Annotated in this window: 15 protein-coding genes and 2 riboswitches; of the genes, 7 read left to right on the top strand and 8 right to left on the bottom strand. The window is 71.2% G+C overall.

The features are described 5' to 3' along the window. Positions 1-1,197 precede the first annotated feature (1,197 nt). From cbiB to EU513_RS15305, 7 genes are all read right to left on the bottom strand, one after another. Positions 1,198-2,106 carry an adenosylcobinamide-phosphate synthase CbiB gene (gene cbiB / locus EU513_RS15335; protein WP_240796081.1) on the bottom strand — a complete coding sequence of 303 codons (909 nt, stop codon included), beginning with the start codon at positions 2,104-2,106 and terminating at the stop codon, positions 1,198-1,200. Then, positions 2,103-2,636 carry a bifunctional adenosylcobinamide kinase/adenosylcobinamide-phosphate guanylyltransferase gene (locus EU513_RS15330; protein ID WP_129627695.1) on the bottom strand — a complete coding sequence of 178 codons (534 nt, stop codon included), beginning with the start codon at positions 2,634-2,636 and terminating at the stop codon, positions 2,103-2,105. Before EU513_RS15330 ends, cbiB begins: the two co-directional genes overlap by 4 nt. Then, entirely contained in the window at positions 2,633-3,424 is a 792-nt protein-coding gene (locus tag EU513_RS15325) for an adenosylcobinamide-GDP ribazoletransferase (protein ID WP_129627692.1), read from the bottom strand. The genes EU513_RS15330 and EU513_RS15325 overlap by 4 nt, the downstream gene beginning before the upstream one ends. Then, positions 3,421-4,431 carry a uroporphyrinogen-III C-methyltransferase gene (gene cobA / locus EU513_RS15320; protein WP_129627690.1) on the bottom strand — a complete coding sequence of 337 codons (1,011 nt, stop codon included), beginning with the start codon at positions 4,429-4,431 and terminating at the stop codon, positions 3,421-3,423. The genes EU513_RS15325 and cobA overlap by 4 nt, the downstream gene beginning before the upstream one ends. Further along, positions 4,428-6,965 (bottom strand): cobyrinate a,c-diamide synthase, encoded by a 2,538-nt coding sequence (locus tag EU513_RS15315; RefSeq protein WP_205744817.1) that lies wholly within the window; start codon positions 6,963-6,965, stop codon positions 4,428-4,430. The genes cobA and EU513_RS15315 overlap by 4 nt, the downstream gene beginning before the upstream one ends. Further along, positions 6,959-7,573: a cob(I)yrinic acid a,c-diamide adenosyltransferase gene (gene cobO / locus EU513_RS15310; RefSeq protein WP_129627687.1), complete on the bottom strand. Its 615-nt coding sequence runs from the start codon at positions 7,571-7,573 to the stop codon at positions 6,959-6,961. The genes EU513_RS15315 and cobO overlap by 7 nt, the downstream gene beginning before the upstream one ends. Then, positions 7,573-9,666 carry a VWA domain-containing protein gene (locus tag EU513_RS15305; protein ID WP_129627684.1) on the bottom strand — a complete coding sequence of 698 codons (2,094 nt, stop codon included), beginning with the start codon at positions 9,664-9,666 and terminating at the stop codon, positions 7,573-7,575. The genes cobO and EU513_RS15305 overlap by 1 nt, the downstream gene beginning before the upstream one ends. Then, a riboswitch (cobalamin riboswitch) is annotated at positions 9,665-9,857 on the bottom strand. Its footprint overlaps the gene before it by 2 nt. A 16-nt stretch (positions 9,858-9,873) precedes the next feature. On the opposite strand from EU513_RS15305, the gene cbiE reads away from it, so the two are divergent. The 6 genes from cbiE (at position 9,874) to EU513_RS15275 (ending at position 14,547) form a co-directional block, all read left to right on the top strand. After that, positions 9,874-11,082: a precorrin-6y C5,15-methyltransferase (decarboxylating) subunit CbiE gene (gene cbiE / locus EU513_RS15300; protein WP_129627682.1), complete on the top strand. Its 1,209-nt coding sequence runs from the start codon at positions 9,874-9,876 to the stop codon at positions 11,080-11,082. Further along, positions 11,079-11,831 (top strand): precorrin-4 C(11)-methyltransferase, encoded by a 753-nt coding sequence (gene cobM, locus EU513_RS15295; protein WP_168990314.1) that lies wholly within the window; start codon positions 11,079-11,081, stop codon positions 11,829-11,831. Before cbiE ends, cobM begins: the two co-directional genes overlap by 4 nt. After that, positions 11,808-11,949, top strand: a riboswitch (cobalamin riboswitch). It overlaps the preceding gene by 24 nt. A gap of 31 nt (positions 11,950-11,980) precedes the next feature. Next, positions 11,981-12,676: an energy-coupling factor ABC transporter permease gene (locus EU513_RS15290; RefSeq protein ID WP_129627679.1), complete on the top strand. Its 696-nt coding sequence runs from the start codon at positions 11,981-11,983 to the stop codon at positions 12,674-12,676. Beyond that, positions 12,669-12,953, top strand: a complete 285-nt coding sequence (locus EU513_RS15285; protein ID WP_129627676.1) for an energy-coupling factor ABC transporter substrate-binding protein — start codon at positions 12,669-12,671, stop codon at positions 12,951-12,953. Before EU513_RS15290 ends, EU513_RS15285 begins: the two co-directional genes overlap by 8 nt. Beyond that, the gene (gene cbiQ / locus EU513_RS15280; RefSeq protein ID WP_129627673.1) at positions 12,950-13,711 is read left to right on the top strand and encodes a cobalt ECF transporter T component CbiQ; all 762 of its coding nucleotides are present in this window, start codon (positions 12,950-12,952) and stop codon (positions 13,709-13,711) included. Before EU513_RS15285 ends, cbiQ begins: the two co-directional genes overlap by 4 nt. Beyond that, complete coding sequence (locus tag EU513_RS15275) at positions 13,708-14,547, top strand: energy-coupling factor ABC transporter ATP-binding protein (RefSeq protein ID WP_129627670.1); 840 nt, start codon at positions 13,708-13,710, stop codon at positions 14,545-14,547. Before cbiQ ends, EU513_RS15275 begins: the two co-directional genes overlap by 4 nt. 2 nt (positions 14,548-14,549) lie before the next feature. Here EU513_RS15275 and cobJ read toward each other — a convergent pair whose 3' ends face one another. Next, positions 14,550-15,374, bottom strand: a complete 825-nt coding sequence (gene cobJ / locus EU513_RS15270; RefSeq protein ID WP_129627667.1) for a precorrin-3B C(17)-methyltransferase — start codon at positions 15,372-15,374, stop codon at positions 14,550-14,552. A gap of 223 nt (positions 15,375-15,597) precedes the next feature. Here cobJ and EU513_RS15265 point away from each other — a divergent pair. Beyond that, positions 15,598-15,915 (top strand): transposase (locus EU513_RS15265; RefSeq protein ID WP_370447368.1); only part of this gene is annotated, 318 nt, incomplete at its 3' end.

The following is a 15,915-nucleotide window of genomic DNA, read 5'->3' as shown; positions in this document are numbered from 1 at the left end:
AATTAAAGTGCCCATGCTCCAGGAGTTACAAATATGGCCCGATGCTCCAATAGCCATGACTGACGCAAAGTGGGGAGAATTACTCAACAGCGATGGGAACATGAGCCAGTTCGGTATAGACGGAATGCTTTCGGCCGGAAACCTAACTTTATGGGCCCGGTCAAACCCAGTCAGATGCGTGAAGCGGGGGTCATCTCGGTTGATCCTGAACAGAAGCTCGCTTGTTCCCCTAAAGGAGTGGGATCCGGAAAAGCATCAGCCTATGGCACCTGATGGGAGTGTTGGGACACTCTTTTTCCCAACCGATTATTCCGCCCTACAAGACGCGCAAAAAAAGTCTTTTTTTCGCGCCGCATGGCTTAGAGCACTAGGGGCCATTGGAGCCGATTCCACACCCGATAATTTCCCGAATGGGATTTTTGATCCCATTTGCATTTCGGTTCCGCTACGGAACATATCTCCTCGCCACGGGATCAGAGCTGTGGGCCGCTTGGATGCTAGCGGAAGGGCGGCGATAACTTTTTTCAAAACGCATAAGCATGGAGGCGATGAGTTCGTCATATTCGAGCAGGAAATGGGTCCGACTGTCACCGATTGGCTGAGCTTCGGGCGGCTGTTGAAGCTCCGTAACGGAGCTGCTGTAATCGACGCTCCTTACGCCGATTCTATTCAGCTATTCGATGTTTAGAGGATCTTCAAAATTGAGGGATCTCCTATATTGCGGCGCGCCAGCGCTCAATTGCCCACGGTGATCGACCCGACGGCCGCGCATTGCACGGGATAATGTATGGAATGCCGTGTAATAGGCCGTGGGAGTGCGTCATGCACGCGCTGACCAACTCACCTCCGACGCCCTCAACGCACTCTGTCTCGGGGACGGTCGCACGGGCACCAGCGGCCACGGATGCGGTGCAGTTCACGGCACCGAAGCTGAATTTGTGGCCTTCCACGTTCCGGTAACCCTCACCGGTGCCCGGCCACCGCGCTGAGCGTCTGTCTCGAGCCCGCGGCATCACCAGCGGGCCTTTTCCAAGGAGTGACCAAAGGGAACAAGCCGACTGGTCGGCCCTTGCACCCGGAATCGATCAGCACCCTCGTCCAGGGGTACGGCAGAGGAGTGATCGCAGCTCCAGCGAGATCGAAAACAGTGAGGCGTTGTCCCAGCGGCCGCCGCAGAGACGGTTCCGGGCGTCACCATCAGCTTCGCAGCGCTGAGACACCGAGCGTCGCGGCAACGCTCAGCGCAAGGGCTGCGCCGCACACTCGGCGGTGCAGCCGGACGACGCGCAGCAGGTCATCGGGCGCGACGGCCCGTCCGTCGCCGAGCACCCCGCGGTGCTCGACCGCGCCGTGATAACTGTTCGTGCCGCCGAGTCGCACCCCGAGGGCCGCGGCGTACGCCGACTCCACCGGGCCGGCGTTCGGGCTGGGGTGGGCGGGCGCGTCGCGCCGCACCGTCGCCACAATCGAGCGCGCGCGGCGGGGGTGCACCAGCATGGTGCACAGCACGCTCACCCGCGCCGCCGGCCAATTGACGAGATCGTCGAGTTTGGCTGCGGCCCAGCCGAACTGCTCGTATCGGGGAGTGTGATGGCCGATCATTGCGTCGAGCGTGTTGATCGCGCGATGGGCCAGCAATCCCGGCGTGCCGGCCAACGCACCCCAGAACAGCGGCGCGACGACGGCGTCCGAACCGTTTTCGGCCACCGACTCCACCGCGGCGCGCGCGACCTGGCCCGCGTCGAGGCCGCTGGTGTCGCGACCGACCAGGTTGCGCACCCGCACCCGCGCGCCGTCGAGGTCGCCGCGGGCCAGGAGGTCGTGCACCGCGAGCGCCTCACGCTCCAACGATCGCCCGCCGAGCACCGTCCACGTGGCCGCCGCGACGACCACCGTGTGCCGCGGCAGCAACCGTCCGGCGAACGCCACGGCACCGACCAGCACGCACACGTGCGCCGCTCCGGCCACCCGCGTCGGTCGGTAGGTGAGCTTCTCCAATGCGGCTGCGGTGCAGCCGAATCCGGCCACCGGGTGCAGCCGCCGCGGATCGCCGAGCACGCGATCGGCGAGGTACCCGGCGAGCAACCCGGCGGCGCGCGTGCTCACTTGATCACCAGCGACTGCCCGGCGACCACCAACACCACGCGGTCGCAGACGGCCGCCACCCGCTGATTGAGCCGGCCCAAGCTGTCGGCGAAGATACGTCCCGACCGGTGCGGCGCCACCAACCCCAGCCCCACCTCGTTGCTGACGAGCACCGCTGGTTCGCGGCGGGCGGCGAGCGCGTCGACCACCGCGTCGAACTCTGCGTCGAGCGCCCCCGCCCACTCGGCGGACGGCGCGTCCCACACCGCGAGGGCGTCGAGCCGGGCGGTGAGCCAGGTGCCGAGGCAGTCGACGAGCAACGCCTCGGTGCGGTCGGTGAGCACGGCGGCCAGGTCGGTGGTCTCGAGCACGGGCCACTCCGTGGGACGCCGCTCGCGGTGCGCGGCGATGCGATCGGCCCAGTCGGGGTCGTCGGTGGTGGGTCCGGTGGCCACGTAGACGACGGCGCGATCGGCCGACATCGCGGATACGGCCGCCTCGGCCGCGGCGCTCTTGCCCGAGCGCACCCCGCCGGTGACGAGCGTCTTCATCGCAGTGCGCCCGCTGCTAGCACGAGCAGCGCGATGGTGGTGGCCAGCTCGATCGCGGCGCCCATGACGTCGCCGCTCACCCCGCCAAACCGGCGGCAACACACCCACAGCAGCCACAGCACGCCGAGCGCCGCGACCACTCCCGCCAGCGCTCCCTGCCACCAGGGCAGAGCGGCCATCGTGGCCGCCCCGGCGAGCAGCGCCGCTGCGACCAGTTGCACCGTCGCGGCGACCGGCCGCGACACCGTTCCGGCGACCGTCGCGCCCATCCCGGCGGGCCGCGCCGAGGGCAGACCGCGCAGACAAGTGAGCACCGTCGAGGTCCGCCCGACCACGACCCCCGCGGCGATGAGCAGAGCGCCCCACGGGAGTAACGCGAGACTGCCGATGAGGGCCGCCTGTAGACCCAGCGCGAGCACGAGCGCAACGACGCCCATGGGTCCGATGTCGCCGGAGTGCATGATCTCCAGCGCGCGTTCGCGGGTCCATCCGCCGCCGAGGCCGTCGACCGTGTCGGCGAGTCCGTCGAGGTGCATCGCACGGGTGGCGAGCGAAGTGGTCGCCACGGTGCACAGGCCCACCGCCAGTGGCGGCAGGTCGAGCCAGGTGCCGGCCCACGTCACCGCGGCGGCGCCGAGGGCCACCGGCAGCGCGGCGACCGGAGCAAGGGCCATCGCCCACCCTGCGGTGCGGCGGTCGATGGGGCCGATGTCGCCGGTCGGCACCACGGTCAGGGTGCCGACGGCAAGCCGGAGACCGGCCCCGGCCGGCGAACGCCTCGCCCTCATCGGGCCGCTGCGAACCGGACGACGCTCGCGGCGTCGAGCGCATCCACTGTCGCCCCGATGACGGTGACGGCGGGGGCGCGGATGCCGGCGGCCTCGGCGTCGGCCGCAATCGAAGCGAGCGTGCCGCGCACCGACTGCTGACTGGGCAGGCCGCCGTCGCTGATCGACGCCGCCGGGGTGTGGGGGTCGAGCCCCGCATCGATCAGACGACGACAGATCGCGGGCAGGGTCGCCACGCCCATGAGCACCACCAGGGTCAGGCCGCTGCGGGCGATGCCGTCCCAGTCGACGGTACTGCGCGGATCGTCGGGCGGCACGTGGCCGCTGACCACGGCGAAACCCTGCGTGATGTCGCGATGGGTCACCGGCACACCAGCGAGAGCCGGCGCCGCGAGGGCGCTGCTCACCCCTGGCACGACACGCACCTCGATGCCTGCCGCACTGCAGGCGTTCCACTCCTCACCGCCACGCCCGAACACGAAGTTGTCACCGCCCTTGAGCCGCACCACATTTCGTCCGCGGCGAGCGTGCTCGATGAGCAGCCAGTTGATCTGCTCCTGCGGGGTGAACTCGCCGCGCGGGATCTTGCCGACGTGCACGATCTCGGCGCTGATGCCGGCCAACGCACCGAGCGGGGCGAGCCGGTCGCACACGACGACGTCGGCCTCCCTCACGGCGGCGAGTCCGGCGACGGTGAGCAGCTCGGTGGGTCCGGGGCCGCCGCCGACGAGAGTCACCCGTCCGGGCCCGGTGCTGCCGGTGGGCGCGTCGGTGGGCACGTCAGCGCGGGGGACGTCGTCGCGCAGCACCACCGCGTAGTCGTCGAGGTCCGGGTGCGGCACGATCCCGACGAGTCCACGCGACTGCAGGTCGAGCAGCCGGGGATCGGGTGTCTGCGTCTCGACGTCGACGAACAAGCCGGCCTCGAGCAGACGGTGCACGGCGTAGTCGGCATCGGCGCCCGGCCGGCGCAACAGGGCACGGTCACCCGGCTTCCAGAAGGTCATGCGGGCACCTCTTCGGGAGTGGCTGCAGCGGGGCGAGAGGTACGCGCGAGGGTCTCGTCGAGCGCCCTCAGGAAGGTGTCGATGGTGTGCGGGTCGCGCACGGCAATGCGGATCCACCGATCGGACAGGCCGGCGAAGGTGTCGCAGCGCCGCACGGCGAAACCGCTGTGTCGCAACGCTTCCCGCACCCCTTCGCCCACTTCGACGAGCACGAAGGGTGCCACCCCGGGCACCGGACGCAGCCCGCGGCGCTCCAGCGCGCCGACGAGGTGCTCACGGGCGGAGGTGAGGTCACGGGCGGCCTGCGCCGACTCGCGCAGCGCACGGTCGGACGTCGTCGCGAGCATCACGGTGAGTGCCGGCGACGACACCGACCAGTGCGGCTGTTGGTGGCGCAGCAGTTCAATAAGGCGCGGGTCGCCGATCACGTAGCCGGCGCGCACACCGGCCACGCCCCAGGTCTTGGTGAGCGAGCGCACGACGAGCATCGACTGCAGCTGGTCCGGGTCGGGCGAGATGCACGACTCGGTCTCGCCGGGCACGGCGTCGGCGAACGCCTCGTCGATCACCAGCACGCGTCCGCGGCGGCGCAGTGCGTGCAGGGTGGCGCGTGGGTGGAGCACACCGGTGGGGTTGGTCGGATTGCCCACGAACACCAGGTCGGCCGCGGGGTCGATAGCGGCCGGGTCGAGCACGAACCCGTGTTCGGCGCGCAGCACGAGCCGGTCGGCGGTGCGCCCGGCGGCCGCGAGCGCCTGGGCGGGCTCGGTGAACTGCGGTTCGACGATCAGCGGAGTGCGGCCCTCGATCGCGCGGGCGATGAGGGTGAACGCCTCGGCACCCCCGGCGGTCGGCAGCACCATCGACGGGTCGACCCCGTGTCGGCGGGCGATCGCGTCGCGGGCCGCCGTCGCGTCGGGATAGGCGCCGAGCCCGGCGATGCCGTCGGCGAGTTCGCCGGCCAACCAGGCGGGCGGCGCGGGCAGGCGCACGTTGACCGCGAGGTCGACGAGGTCGGGGCGGTCGCGGATGTCGTCGTCGCCGTGGTGTGCGTCGCCGTGGTGTGCGCCATGGGCGTCGGGCAACTCGAGAGCATCGGCCGCCGGACGCGGATCGACGGGGCGCGGGCCGCCGGCGGACACGTCGCGCATCGGTCGGGCGTCGGCGACCGGTGCGAACTCGTGCACCGCATCGGCGAACGCCGCCGCAAGCTGCGGCGCTCCAGCCCAGTGCGTGTGCAGGTAGGAGGCGTGCACGGTGGCGCGACCGGTGCGGGCGGGGTCGAGGGCGAAGCCTTCGGGACCGGTGGGGAAGTGCCAGGCCGCCGCGGTGCCGTGACCGGGGTCGGTGCGGGTGCGGTGGAACTCGTGTCCGCGCACGGTGGTGCCGGCCGGTCCGAGCAGGCTGTCGACGGTGAGTGTGGCGTCGCGGTAGCCGAGGGTGAGGCGCGGCTGCATGGCGGCGCGTGCGGGCAACACCCCGGCCATCGGCCGGCCGTCGAGCGACTCGCACAGATAGAGCAGACCGGCGCATTCGGCCACCGTCGGCAGACCCGACGACACCGCGTCGCGCACCTGGGTCAGCAACGGGGTGTTGGTGGCGAGCGCGCCGAGGTGCGCCTCGGGAAACCCGCCGCCGAGGTAGAGCCCGGTGGTGCCGGACGGCAGCTCGCGGTCGGTGGCGGGGTCGAAGCGCACCGGCTCGCAGCCGGCGGCCGCCAACATCTCGGCGGTCTCGGCGTAGTGGAAGGTGAATGCTCGTCCGCCCGCGACGGCCACTCGTCGTGCGGGTCGGTCGACGACCGGTGGGGCCCACGGTTCGGCGGCCAACTGCGGTGCGGTGCAAGCGATCTCGAAGACCGCGTCGATGTCGATGTGCTGTGCGGTCTGCTCGGCGAGTCGGTCGAGCGAGGCCTGCGCGTCGTGCCGCTCCGACGCCGGCACCAGCCCGAGGTGGCGCGATGGTGCGCTGATGCCGGCGTCGCGGGGGAGCACCCCGAGCACCGGGTATCCCTGCTGCTCGACGGCGCGGCGCACCTCGGCGGCGTGTCGGTCGCTGCCGGCCTTGTTGAGCACCACGCCCGCCACCCGCACTGCCGGGTCGTGGGTGGCGAGGCCACGCACCAGCGCGCCGACCGTGCGTGCCGCCGAGGAGATGTCGACGACGAGCAGCACCGGCGAGTCGGTGAGCGCCGCGACGTGGGCGGTGGAGGCGAACCCATCGGCTCCCAACCGTCCGTCGAACAACCCCATGACGCCCTCGATGACCGCGACGTCGGCGGGTGTCGGGTGCAGGCATCCGCGCAGGAACAGCGGCGCGACGAGCTCGGGCGAGGTGAGCCACGGGTCGAGGTTGCGGCTCGGCCGGCCGGTGGCAAGTTCGTGGTAGCCGGGGTCGATGTAGTCGGGGCCGCACTTGGCGGGGGCGACGGCGTGACCGTGCGCCCGCAATGCGCCCATGAGGCCGACCGACACGGTCGTCTTGCCCTGGCCCGACGCCGCGGCGGCCACCACCAACCGCGGCTGGGTCACCATTCGATGCCCTTCTGGCCCTTCTGACCCTGATCGAACGGGTGCGCGATCTTGGTCATCTCGGTGGCCAGGTCAGCGATCTCGAGCAGCTTCGGGTGGGGGTCGCGTCCAGTGATGACGACGTGCTGAAAACCGTCGCGCTCCTTCAGGGTTCGCACCACGTCATCGACGTCGACCCACCCCCACTTGAGCACATAGGTGAACTCGTCGAGCACGTACAGGCCGTGGGTCTGCTGTTGGAGTCGCCGCTTGATCTCGGCCCAGCCCTCGCGGGCCGCGGCGGCGTGGTCGTCCTCGCTGCCGGCCTTGCGTGACCACGACCAACCCGAACCCATCTTGTGCCACTCGATCGGCCCGCCCTCGCCGGTCTCGCGGTGCACCCGGTCGAGCGCTTCGAGCGCGGCCTGCTCGCCGATGCGCCACTTGGCCGACTTCACGAACTGGAACACCCCGATCGACCACCCCTGGTTCCAGCCGCGCAGCGCGAGCCCGAAGGCCGCCGTCGACTTTCCCTTACCGGCCCCGCTGTGCACGATCACCAACGGACGGTTGCGCCGCTGCCGGGTGGTGAGCCCGTCGTTGGCCTCGACGGGCGTCTGTCCTTGCACCATCAGGCGGCCTTCCCGGCGCCGGTCGACCGGCGCACCACATCGACGATCTCGGTTGCGGCCACCCGCTCCAGCGGCACGTGTTCGGCGCCCATCCGGGCCGCGAGGTCGACCGCGAGCCCCATCCGGAAGCGTCCCGATTCGCAGTCGACGACCACGGTCTGCAGGCCGAGGGTCGGCCAGGCCGTCGCGATCTCACGCGCGCGGACGAGGGCGTCGGGCCCTGCGGTCGCGCGGCCGTCGGTGAGCACGACCACCAGGGGGCGCCGGTGCGGGTCGCGCAGCCGCTCGACCTGCACCGTGGCGAGGGTGCGCAGCAGCCCTTCCGCGAGCGGGGTGCGGCCGCCGTGCGGCAGGTCGCTGAGGCAACGCGCCGCCGCCTCGACCGACCCGGTGGGCGGCAGCACCAGCTCGGCGCCGGCGCCCGCGAAGCTGATCACGCCCACCCGGTCGCGACGCTGGTAGGCGTCGACCAACAGGCTCATCACGGCGGTCTTCACCTCGCTCATCCGCTGCCGCGCACCCATCGACCCGGAGGCGTCGACGGCGAAGAGCACGAGGTTCGACTCCTTGCCCTGGGTGATGCGCAGGCGCACGTCGTCGGTGGCGAACCGCAGCCGACCGTCGCGGCGTCCGCGTTCGTGTTGTCGGGGAGCCGCGGCGGTGATCGTCGCCGGGAGGTGGAGGCGCTGCGCACCGTCGGCGCGGCGGGTCGACCCGATGGTGCGACCCGCCGACGTGATGGCGGCGCTGCGGCGCCCGGCAGACCCGGTGCCGATGCCGCGCACGGTGAACGTGCGGGCTCGGAACGCCGAGTTCGGCGCGGCGACGCCGACGGCGCTGGGGCGTTCGGTGGGTGCGGCGTTGTCGCTCTGGTTTTCGCCGGCTGGGTCGTCGGTTGCGTGGTCGCTGGGCCCGTCGGAGCTGTCGTTGGAACGGTCGGACGGCGCCGGCGTGGTCGACCGGTCGTCGGCGGGCTTTCCCGGCGAGCCGCCGTCGCCGGCGTCCCCGCCCTCGGGGGACTCGTCGGCGGATTCGTCGCCGGTCTCGTCCGGTTGCGGGCCGTCGGGTTCCGGGTCGTCGGGCTCGGGGTCGGGGTCTTCGTCGAGCAACCGGTCGAGCAGTTCCTCGTCGAGGCCCGGCGCGTCGAACGGGTTGCGCCGACGCCGGTGCGGCAGCGCGAGTCGCGCGGCCACGCGGATGTCGTCCTTGGTCACCTCGTCGCGTCCGCACCAGGCGGCGTGGGCGCGGGCCGCGCGGGCGGTGACGATGTCGGCGCGCATGCCGTCGACGTCGAACCCGGCGCACACCCGGGCGATGGTGGCCAGCGCGCGGTCGCCCAGGCGCACCGAGGCGACCCGGGCCGACGCGTCGTGCAACCGGGTGCGCAGCTCCTGCTGCTCGCGGCGGAAGCGGTCGGCGAAGCCGGTCGGGTCGGCGTCGAACGCCAGCCGCCGGCGCACCACCTCCGCGCGGTGCTGCGGGTCGCGGGAGGCGCGCACCTCGACGGTGAGCCCGAAGCGGTCGAGCAGCTGCGGGCGCAGCTCACCCTCCTCCGGGTTCATCGTGCCGACGAGGGTCACGCGGGCGGCGTGAGAAACCGAAACCCCATCGCGCTCAACGGTGTTGCGGCCCATCGCGGCGGCGTCGAGGAGGAGATCGACCAGGTGGTCGTGCAGCAGGTTGACCTCGTCGACGTACAGCAGGCCGCGATGCGCCTGCGCCAGCAGACCGGGCTCGAAGCTGGTCTCACCGGCCGCGAGCGCCTTGCCCAGATCGAGCGAGCCGACCACGCGGTCCTCGGTCGCGCCGACCGGGAGTTCGACCAGTCGCGCCGGGCGCATCCGGGTGGGTCCGTCGTCGTGCGGGCCGTCGGGGCAGCGCTCGTCGCGGCGCGGGTCACAGCCGAAGCGGCAGCGCTCGACCACCTCGACGTCAGGCAGCACCTCGGCGAGGGCGCGCACCATGGTCGACTTCGCGGTGCCCTTCTCGCCGCGCACCAGCACACCACCGACCTCGGGCGAGACGGTGGTGAGCACGAGAGCGAGCGCCATGTCGTCGGCACCGACGATGGCCACAAAAGGAAACTGCGACAACGAGATCGAACCTCCTGACGAGTTACCACGCTCGTCATAGCGGTGGACCCACGCCGGGTTCGGCCGGGCCGACACCTCGGACGTCCTGGCTTGCTGTCGGTGTTGGCCGACGGCTCACAGTGGCGGGACCGCTCCGGATTTGCACCGGATTCCTCGTTGGTGTCCGGGTCATCATGGCACAGCGACCCTGACCTAGGGTGAGGCCCCATGATCGACGTCGTGGGGGTCACCGATGCGGGTTTCGCCGACCTTCCGCAGCGGTTGCAGCGTCTCGTGAGCGACGCCGTCGTCGTGCTCGGCGGACGCCGCCAGCTGGCTTCCCTGCCCGCCGTCGAGGGTCAGACCAGACGGGTGTGGCCGTCGCCGCTACGGGCCGAATTGCCCCGTCTCCTCGACGAATTGCCGCCGGGCCAGGTGGTCGCGCTGGCCAGCGGCGACCCCACGCTCTCGGGCATCGGCAGCACCCTGATGGACCTGCTCGGGGCCGATGCGGTGCGGCTCCATCCGGCCGTCTCGTCGGTGGCGTTGGCCCGGGCGCGGGCCGGGTGGTCGGCCGAGTCATGCGAGGTGGTGACCGTCGTCGGGCGGTCGCTGCACCGGGTGCGACGCCGGCTCGCGCCGGGAGCCCGCTTGATCGTGCTCTGCTCCGACGGCACCACTCCGGCGGCGCTCGCCGACCTGCTCGTCGACGCCGGCTGCGCCGATGCGGCGATGACCGCGTGGTGGCATCTCGGTGGCACCGACGAGGGGTGCCGGACGGCGACTGCCGGCCGTTGGGACGGCGAACGCACCCCCGATCTGGTGCTGTGCACGGTGGCGGTGCCGGACGACGCCGTCCTCGACGGGCCGGCGCCGGGGCGCGCCGAGGACTGCTTCGAACACGACGGCCAGATCACCAAACGCGACCTGCGGGCCTCGGCTATCGGCCACCTGCGTCCGACGCCCGGCGCGCTCTTGTGGGATCTCGGTGCCGGTTCGGGCAGCGTCGGCATCGAATGGTGCCTCGCCGGCCGCGACGCCCGGTGCGTCAGCGTCGAGCAGCGCCCCGAGCGCGCAGAACGGCTGCGCCACAACAGTGTTCGTCTCGGCGTCGACGACCTGCTGGAGGTGGTGGAGGCCCGGTCGGCCGACGCACTCGACGAGCTCGAGACGCCCGATGCGATCTTCGTCGGCGGCGGCCTCACCGCCGAACTTCTCGAACGAGGGTGGCGGCGGCTGCGCGGCGGCGGCCGCTTCGTGGCCCACGCGGTGACCATCGACACCGAGCAGATCCTCGTCGCCGCCGCCGGCAGCTACGGCGGCGAACTCACCCGCATCAGCGTCGAACACGCCCGCCCCCTCGGCCGCCACCTGTCGTGGACGCCGGCCCGGCCGGTCGTGCAATGGAGCGCCGGCAAGCCCAAGGAGACCCCATGACCGTCCACTTCATCGGCGCCGGCCCCGGCGCCGCCGATCTCATCACGTTGCGTGCCGCGAACCTGCTCGGGCAGTGCACGGTGTGCCTGTACGCCGGCACGTATCTCGACGACGAGGTGCTCTCGCACTGCCCGCCGGATGCCGAGCTGGTCGACACCCAACACCTCGACCTCGACGACATCATCGCGGTGATGGTGCGGGCGCATGCTGCAGGCAAGGACGTCGCGCGGCTGTGTTCGGGCGACCCCACGATCTACTCGGCCGTCGCCGAGCAGACCCGCCGGCTCGATGCGGCGGGGGTGCCGTGGAAGATCACGCCGGGCGTGTCGGCGTACGCCGCCACGGCCGCGCTGGTGGGCCGTGAACTCACCGTGCCCGAGGTGGCGCAGTCGGTGGTGCTGACTCGGGCCCAACGGGATTCGACGAAGATGCCCGAGGGTGAGGGGCTCGCGAACTTCGCCGCCACCGGCGCCACCCTGGTGCTGCACCTCGCGATCCGGCACGTGCGCCGGCTGTCCGACGAACTCGTGCCGCACTACGGCGCCGACTGCCCGGTGGTCGTCGGCTCGCAGGTGAGCAGTCCGCACGAACTGGTGCTGCGCGGCACGCTCGCTGATATCGCCGACCAGGTGGAGGCCCACGGGCTGCGGCAGGCCGCCGTCGTCATCGTGGGGCGGGCGCTCGCCGCGGAGGGCTTCGTCGAGTCGCACCTCTACTCCAGTCGCCGCACCCGACCCGCCGTCGGGTAGCCTCCGAAACGTCCATTGCCGGACGGATCGAGGAACCCCGTGGAAATCGGGGACGGTCGCGCCACTGTGAGCAGCCAACGCTGCGAGTCAGGAACTCCCCGCCGGCAGTTCTTCGTCGGGACGCGTCATCCCGAGAGAGGTGCGGTGCATTGCACATCGCCGACGGCTTCCTGCCACCCCTTCACTGTCTCGCGTGGACGGCCGCGTCCGCGCCCTTCGTCGTGCACGGCGTCCGCCGGATCAGACAGATCGTCGACGACGAGCCCGAATCGAAGCTGCTGCTCGCGGCGTCGGGCGCGTTCACCTTCCTGATGTCGGCGATCAAGCTGCCGTCGGTGACCGGCAGTTCGTCGCACCCCACCGGCACCGGTGTCGGCGCGATCATCTTCCGGCCGCCGGTGATGGCGGCGCTCGGCACGGTCGTGCTGATCTTCCAGGCGCTGCTGCTGTCGCACGGCGGCATCACCACCCTCGGTGCGAACGTTTTCTCGATGGCCATCGCCGGCCCGTGGACCGGCTACCTGTGCTTCCGGGTGCTGCGCCGGGTGCACCCGTGGATCGCGATCTTCACCGGTGTGGCGCTCGCCAACCTGTCGACGTACGTCGTCACCTCGGCGCAGCTCGCGCTGGCCCACCCCGACCCGGGGTCGGGCATCGTCGGCGCGTTCGGTCGCTTCCTCGCGATCTTCGCGCTCACCCAGGTGCCGCTCGCGGTGATCGAAGGACTCGTGGGCGTGCTGTTGTTCCGGGCGCTGCGCGACTGGGCGCCCGAGCAGCTACGGACGGTGTTCGCGCCGGCCGCCGAACAGCCCGCGGCCGAGCCGGAGGTGGCGGGTCGTGCGTAAGCATCTGGTGACGGTGGCGATCGTGCTCACCGTGGTGGCGATCTTCGTCGTCGCACTCATGCTCGGAGCCGCCCACGGCGACCAGGGCGGCACCGATGCCGCGGCCGGCGCCGCCATCGAGAGCAGCGGTTACCGACCGTGGTTCGAGTTGCCGTTCCGCATCCCCGGCGGCGAGGTGGAGTCGGGGCTGTTCGCGATGCAGGCCGCCCTCGGCGGCATCGTGCTCGGGTTCGTCGTGGGCAAGCTGCACGAGCGGCGCAAGGGCAAACGCGCGTGACGAGGTTCGCCCTCGACGACGCGGCCTGGACCAACCGCTGGCGTGCGCGCTCGGTGGCGGAGAAGGCCGTTTTGTCGGGCGGGCTGCTGCTGGTTGCGGTGTCGGCCACGGCACCCGTCGTGCCGATCGGCATCGGGTTGTTCGCGCTGCTTGCCGCGGTGGCCTGGGCGCGGGTGCCGTGGCGCACCTTCGTGGCGGCCTGGACCGGCCCGCTGATCTTCACCCTCATCGGGCTGGTCGGCGTGGTCGTGTCGGTCGGCGCGGTGCCGCACCCGGTGCTCACCGCCGGACCGTTGGCCGTCGACGAACGCAGCGTGTCGTCGGCCGTGCTCATCGGATCACGCGCATTCGGTTGCAGCGCAGCGGTATTGCTGCTCGCCTCGACCACGCCGATCGTCGACGTCTTCGAATCGTTGCGGCGGTTGCGGGTGCCGGAGGTGATGCTCGATCTGGCCGGCGCGATGTACCGGCTGATCTTCGTGCTCGGGGCCACGCTCACCCGCACCCGAGAGGCGCAGGCGGCCCGACTCGGCTACGCCCGTGGTGCCTGCGCGCGCCGGTCGGTCGCGGCACTGTTCGTGCGCACGCTCGTGCACGGTTGGGACCGCGCCGCACGACTCGAACGCGGCCTGGCCGGTCGCGGCTACAGCGGGTCGCTGCGCATGTTGGCACCCGAACGACCCGTGTCGTGGCCCTTCGTCGGCTCGTCGGTGGCGGTCGTCGCCGTGGCTGCGGCGGCGTCGGTGGTGCTGCGATGAGCGACCGATCGCAGCCGCCGGTGCTGGCGTTGCAGGGGGTCGACGTCGGTTACCCCGGCGCTCCGGAGGTGCTCGACCACGCCACCGTCGAGGTGCGCGCCGGCCGCCGGATCGCGGTGCTCGGCGCCAACGGGTCGGGCAAGACCACGCTGCTGCGCACGCTCGCCGGAGCACTGCGCCCGACCGCAGGGCAGGTGCTCTGGCGCGGAACGGCGTTGCAGCACAGTCGATCTCGACTGAACGAGCACCGGCAGCGGGTGCAGTTCGTGGGGCAAGACCCCGACGACCAGTTGGTGAGCGCCGACGTGCGGCGCGACGTCTCCTTCGGCCCGACGAACCTCGGCCTGCCGGTGCCGGAGGTGCGCGCCCGGGTGGAGGAGGCGCTCGCGCTGCTCGACCTGCTGCCGCTCGCTGACCGGCCGGTGCATCACCTGTCCTACGGGCAACGCAAACGGGTGGCGCTTGCCGGGGCGATGGCGATGCATCCGGCGGTGATGCTGCTCGACGAACCCACGGCGGGGGTCGACGACGTCGGGGTGCGTGACGCCCTCGACGCGCTCGCCCGACTCGAACGGGCCGGCACCACCGTGGTGGTGTCGACCCACGACAGCGACCTCGCCTGGGCGTGGGCTGACGACGTGGTGCTGCTGCAGCAGGGCGGAATTCGACAAGGTTCGTGCGCCGAGGTGATGTCGGACGCCGACGCCCTCACCGCCTCGCGGGTGGCGGTGCCGGCCGTCGTGCGGGTGGGCGCGGCACTGGGGCTCGACCTGCTCGCCGTCGACCGTCCGCGCACCGCCGACGACCTGGTCGGGTTGGTGCACGCCCGCGGCTGAACTCACTCCACGTAGCGCGGGGTCCACACGTGCCCGGTGGGCGACACCCGGGTGCTCGACGAGCCGATGATCACCAGGCACTTCATGTCGACGGTGGACGGGTCGAACTCGCCGAGCGTGGTGACGGTGGCCGACTGCTCCGCTCGGCCGACGTCGCGTGCGACCACGACGACGGTCGACGGGTCTTTCACCTCGAGCAGCACGTCGCGGGCCGCGAACAATTGCTCCGGACGGCTGAGCGAGCGCGGGTTGTAGAGCGCGATGACCAGGTCGACGGACGCTGCGGCGCGCAACCGGTCGGCCACCACCTTCCATGGCTTCAGCCGGTCGGACAGCGACATGATCGCGAAGTCGGCGCCGAGCGGCGCACCCACGAGCGCGGCGGCGGCCTGCGCGGCCGAGACGCCGGGAGACACCTGCACCGGCACCTGGGCGTAGTGCGGGTCGTCGGCCACCGCGTGTTCGGCGGCCTCGAACACCGCCGACGCCATGCCGAACACCCCGGCGTCGCCGCCGGACACCACGGCCACCTCGTCGCCGCGGGCGGCGAGATCGAGTGCCAGCCGGCCCCGCTCGACCTCCACGGTGTTGCCGCTGGCGTGGCGGGTGAGGCCCTCTCGCTGCGGCACGCGATCGACGTACGGCGCGTAGCCCACCACGTGATCGACCCGTCCGAGCAGCTCGGCCACCTCTGGAGTGAGCCAGCGGTCGGGACCGGGGCCGAGACCGACGACGTGCACGGTGCCGGGTGTGCTGCCGGTTGCTGTGTCGGGATCGGGCTCGTGTCCCTCGTCGGGCCGGGCGTGTTCACCGATCTGTCCGAGCATGCCTAGACCCTATGCGGGTGCGTCCGGACCGAACGGCATGGGTTCGGTCGGACGCGTTGTCGCGCGAAACCAGCGTCCTGGCGCCGCGTCTGCTTGCGAAATTTGCGGTCCTTCGTCTCGGCGTGTCGCGTGTCTCAGTGATTTCACAGGCTGTTTGATGCCGTCAGTCTGCACCGTTCGGGCGTTTCTGCCGTGACCGTTTCTGGTTCGGAAGGATGTAGGTATGCCACGAAAGTTTGATCCTGCGTTGAAGGAACGAGCGGTGCGGATGGTCGCCGAGCAGGTCCACGAGGTCGGGACGGTGACCAAGGCCTGCGAGGTCGTCGGTGCCCGTCTGGGCGTCGGTAAGGAAACCGTCCGGGGGTGGGTGCGGAAGGCGCCATCACCCGGCGACAGTGACCCGACGGTTCTGCGCAAGCCGGACACTCCTGAAGTCAAGCAGTTGAAGCGGCGGATCCGGGACCTCGAGGAAGACCTCGAGATCGCGAAGAAGGCCGCAACTTTTTTTGCGGGGGAGGTCAAGTCCCGGGTAGTTGTGTAT

The sequence above is a fragment of the Yimella sp. RIT 621 genome, from assembly GCF_004146205.1.
GTDB lineage: Bacteria > Actinomycetota > Actinomycetes > Actinomycetales > Dermatophilaceae > Yimella > Yimella lutea.
Note: the sequence above shows the minus strand (reverse complement) of the source record. Positions and strands in the feature narration are given on the sequence as shown.

Bases quoted from the DNA above. Each gene is read 5' to 3' on its own strand.
- cobA (WP_129627690.1), bottom strand. From the start codon at position 4,431: ATGACCTTCTGGAAGCCGGGTGACCGTGCCCTGTTGCGCCGGCCGGGC.
- cbiE (WP_129627682.1), top strand. From the start codon at position 9,874: ATGATCGACGTCGTGGGGGTCACCGATGCGGGTTTCGCCGACCTTCCG.
- cobJ (WP_129627667.1), bottom strand. From the start codon at position 15,374: ATGCTCGGACAGATCGGTGAACACGCCCGGCCCGACGAGGGACACGAG.
- EU513_RS15325 (WP_129627692.1), bottom strand. From the start codon at position 3,424: ATGAGGGCGAGGCGTTCGCCGGCCGGGGCCGGTCTCCGGCTTGCCGTC.
- EU513_RS15330 (WP_129627695.1), bottom strand. From the start codon at position 2,636: ATGAAGACGCTCGTCACCGGCGGGGTGCGCTCGGGCAAGAGCGCCGCG.
- cobM (WP_168990314.1), top strand. From the start codon at position 11,079: ATGACCGTCCACTTCATCGGCGCCGGCCCCGGCGCCGCCGATCTCATC.
- cobO (WP_129627687.1), bottom strand. From the start codon at position 7,573: ATGGTGCAAGGACAGACGCCCGTCGAGGCCAACGACGGGCTCACCACC.
- EU513_RS15275 (WP_129627670.1), top strand. From the start codon at position 13,708: ATGAGCGACCGATCGCAGCCGCCGGTGCTGGCGTTGCAGGGGGTCGAC.
- EU513_RS15315 (WP_205744817.1), bottom strand. From the start codon at position 6,965: ATGGTGACCCAGCCGCGGTTGGTGGTGGCCGCCGCGGCGTCGGGCCAG.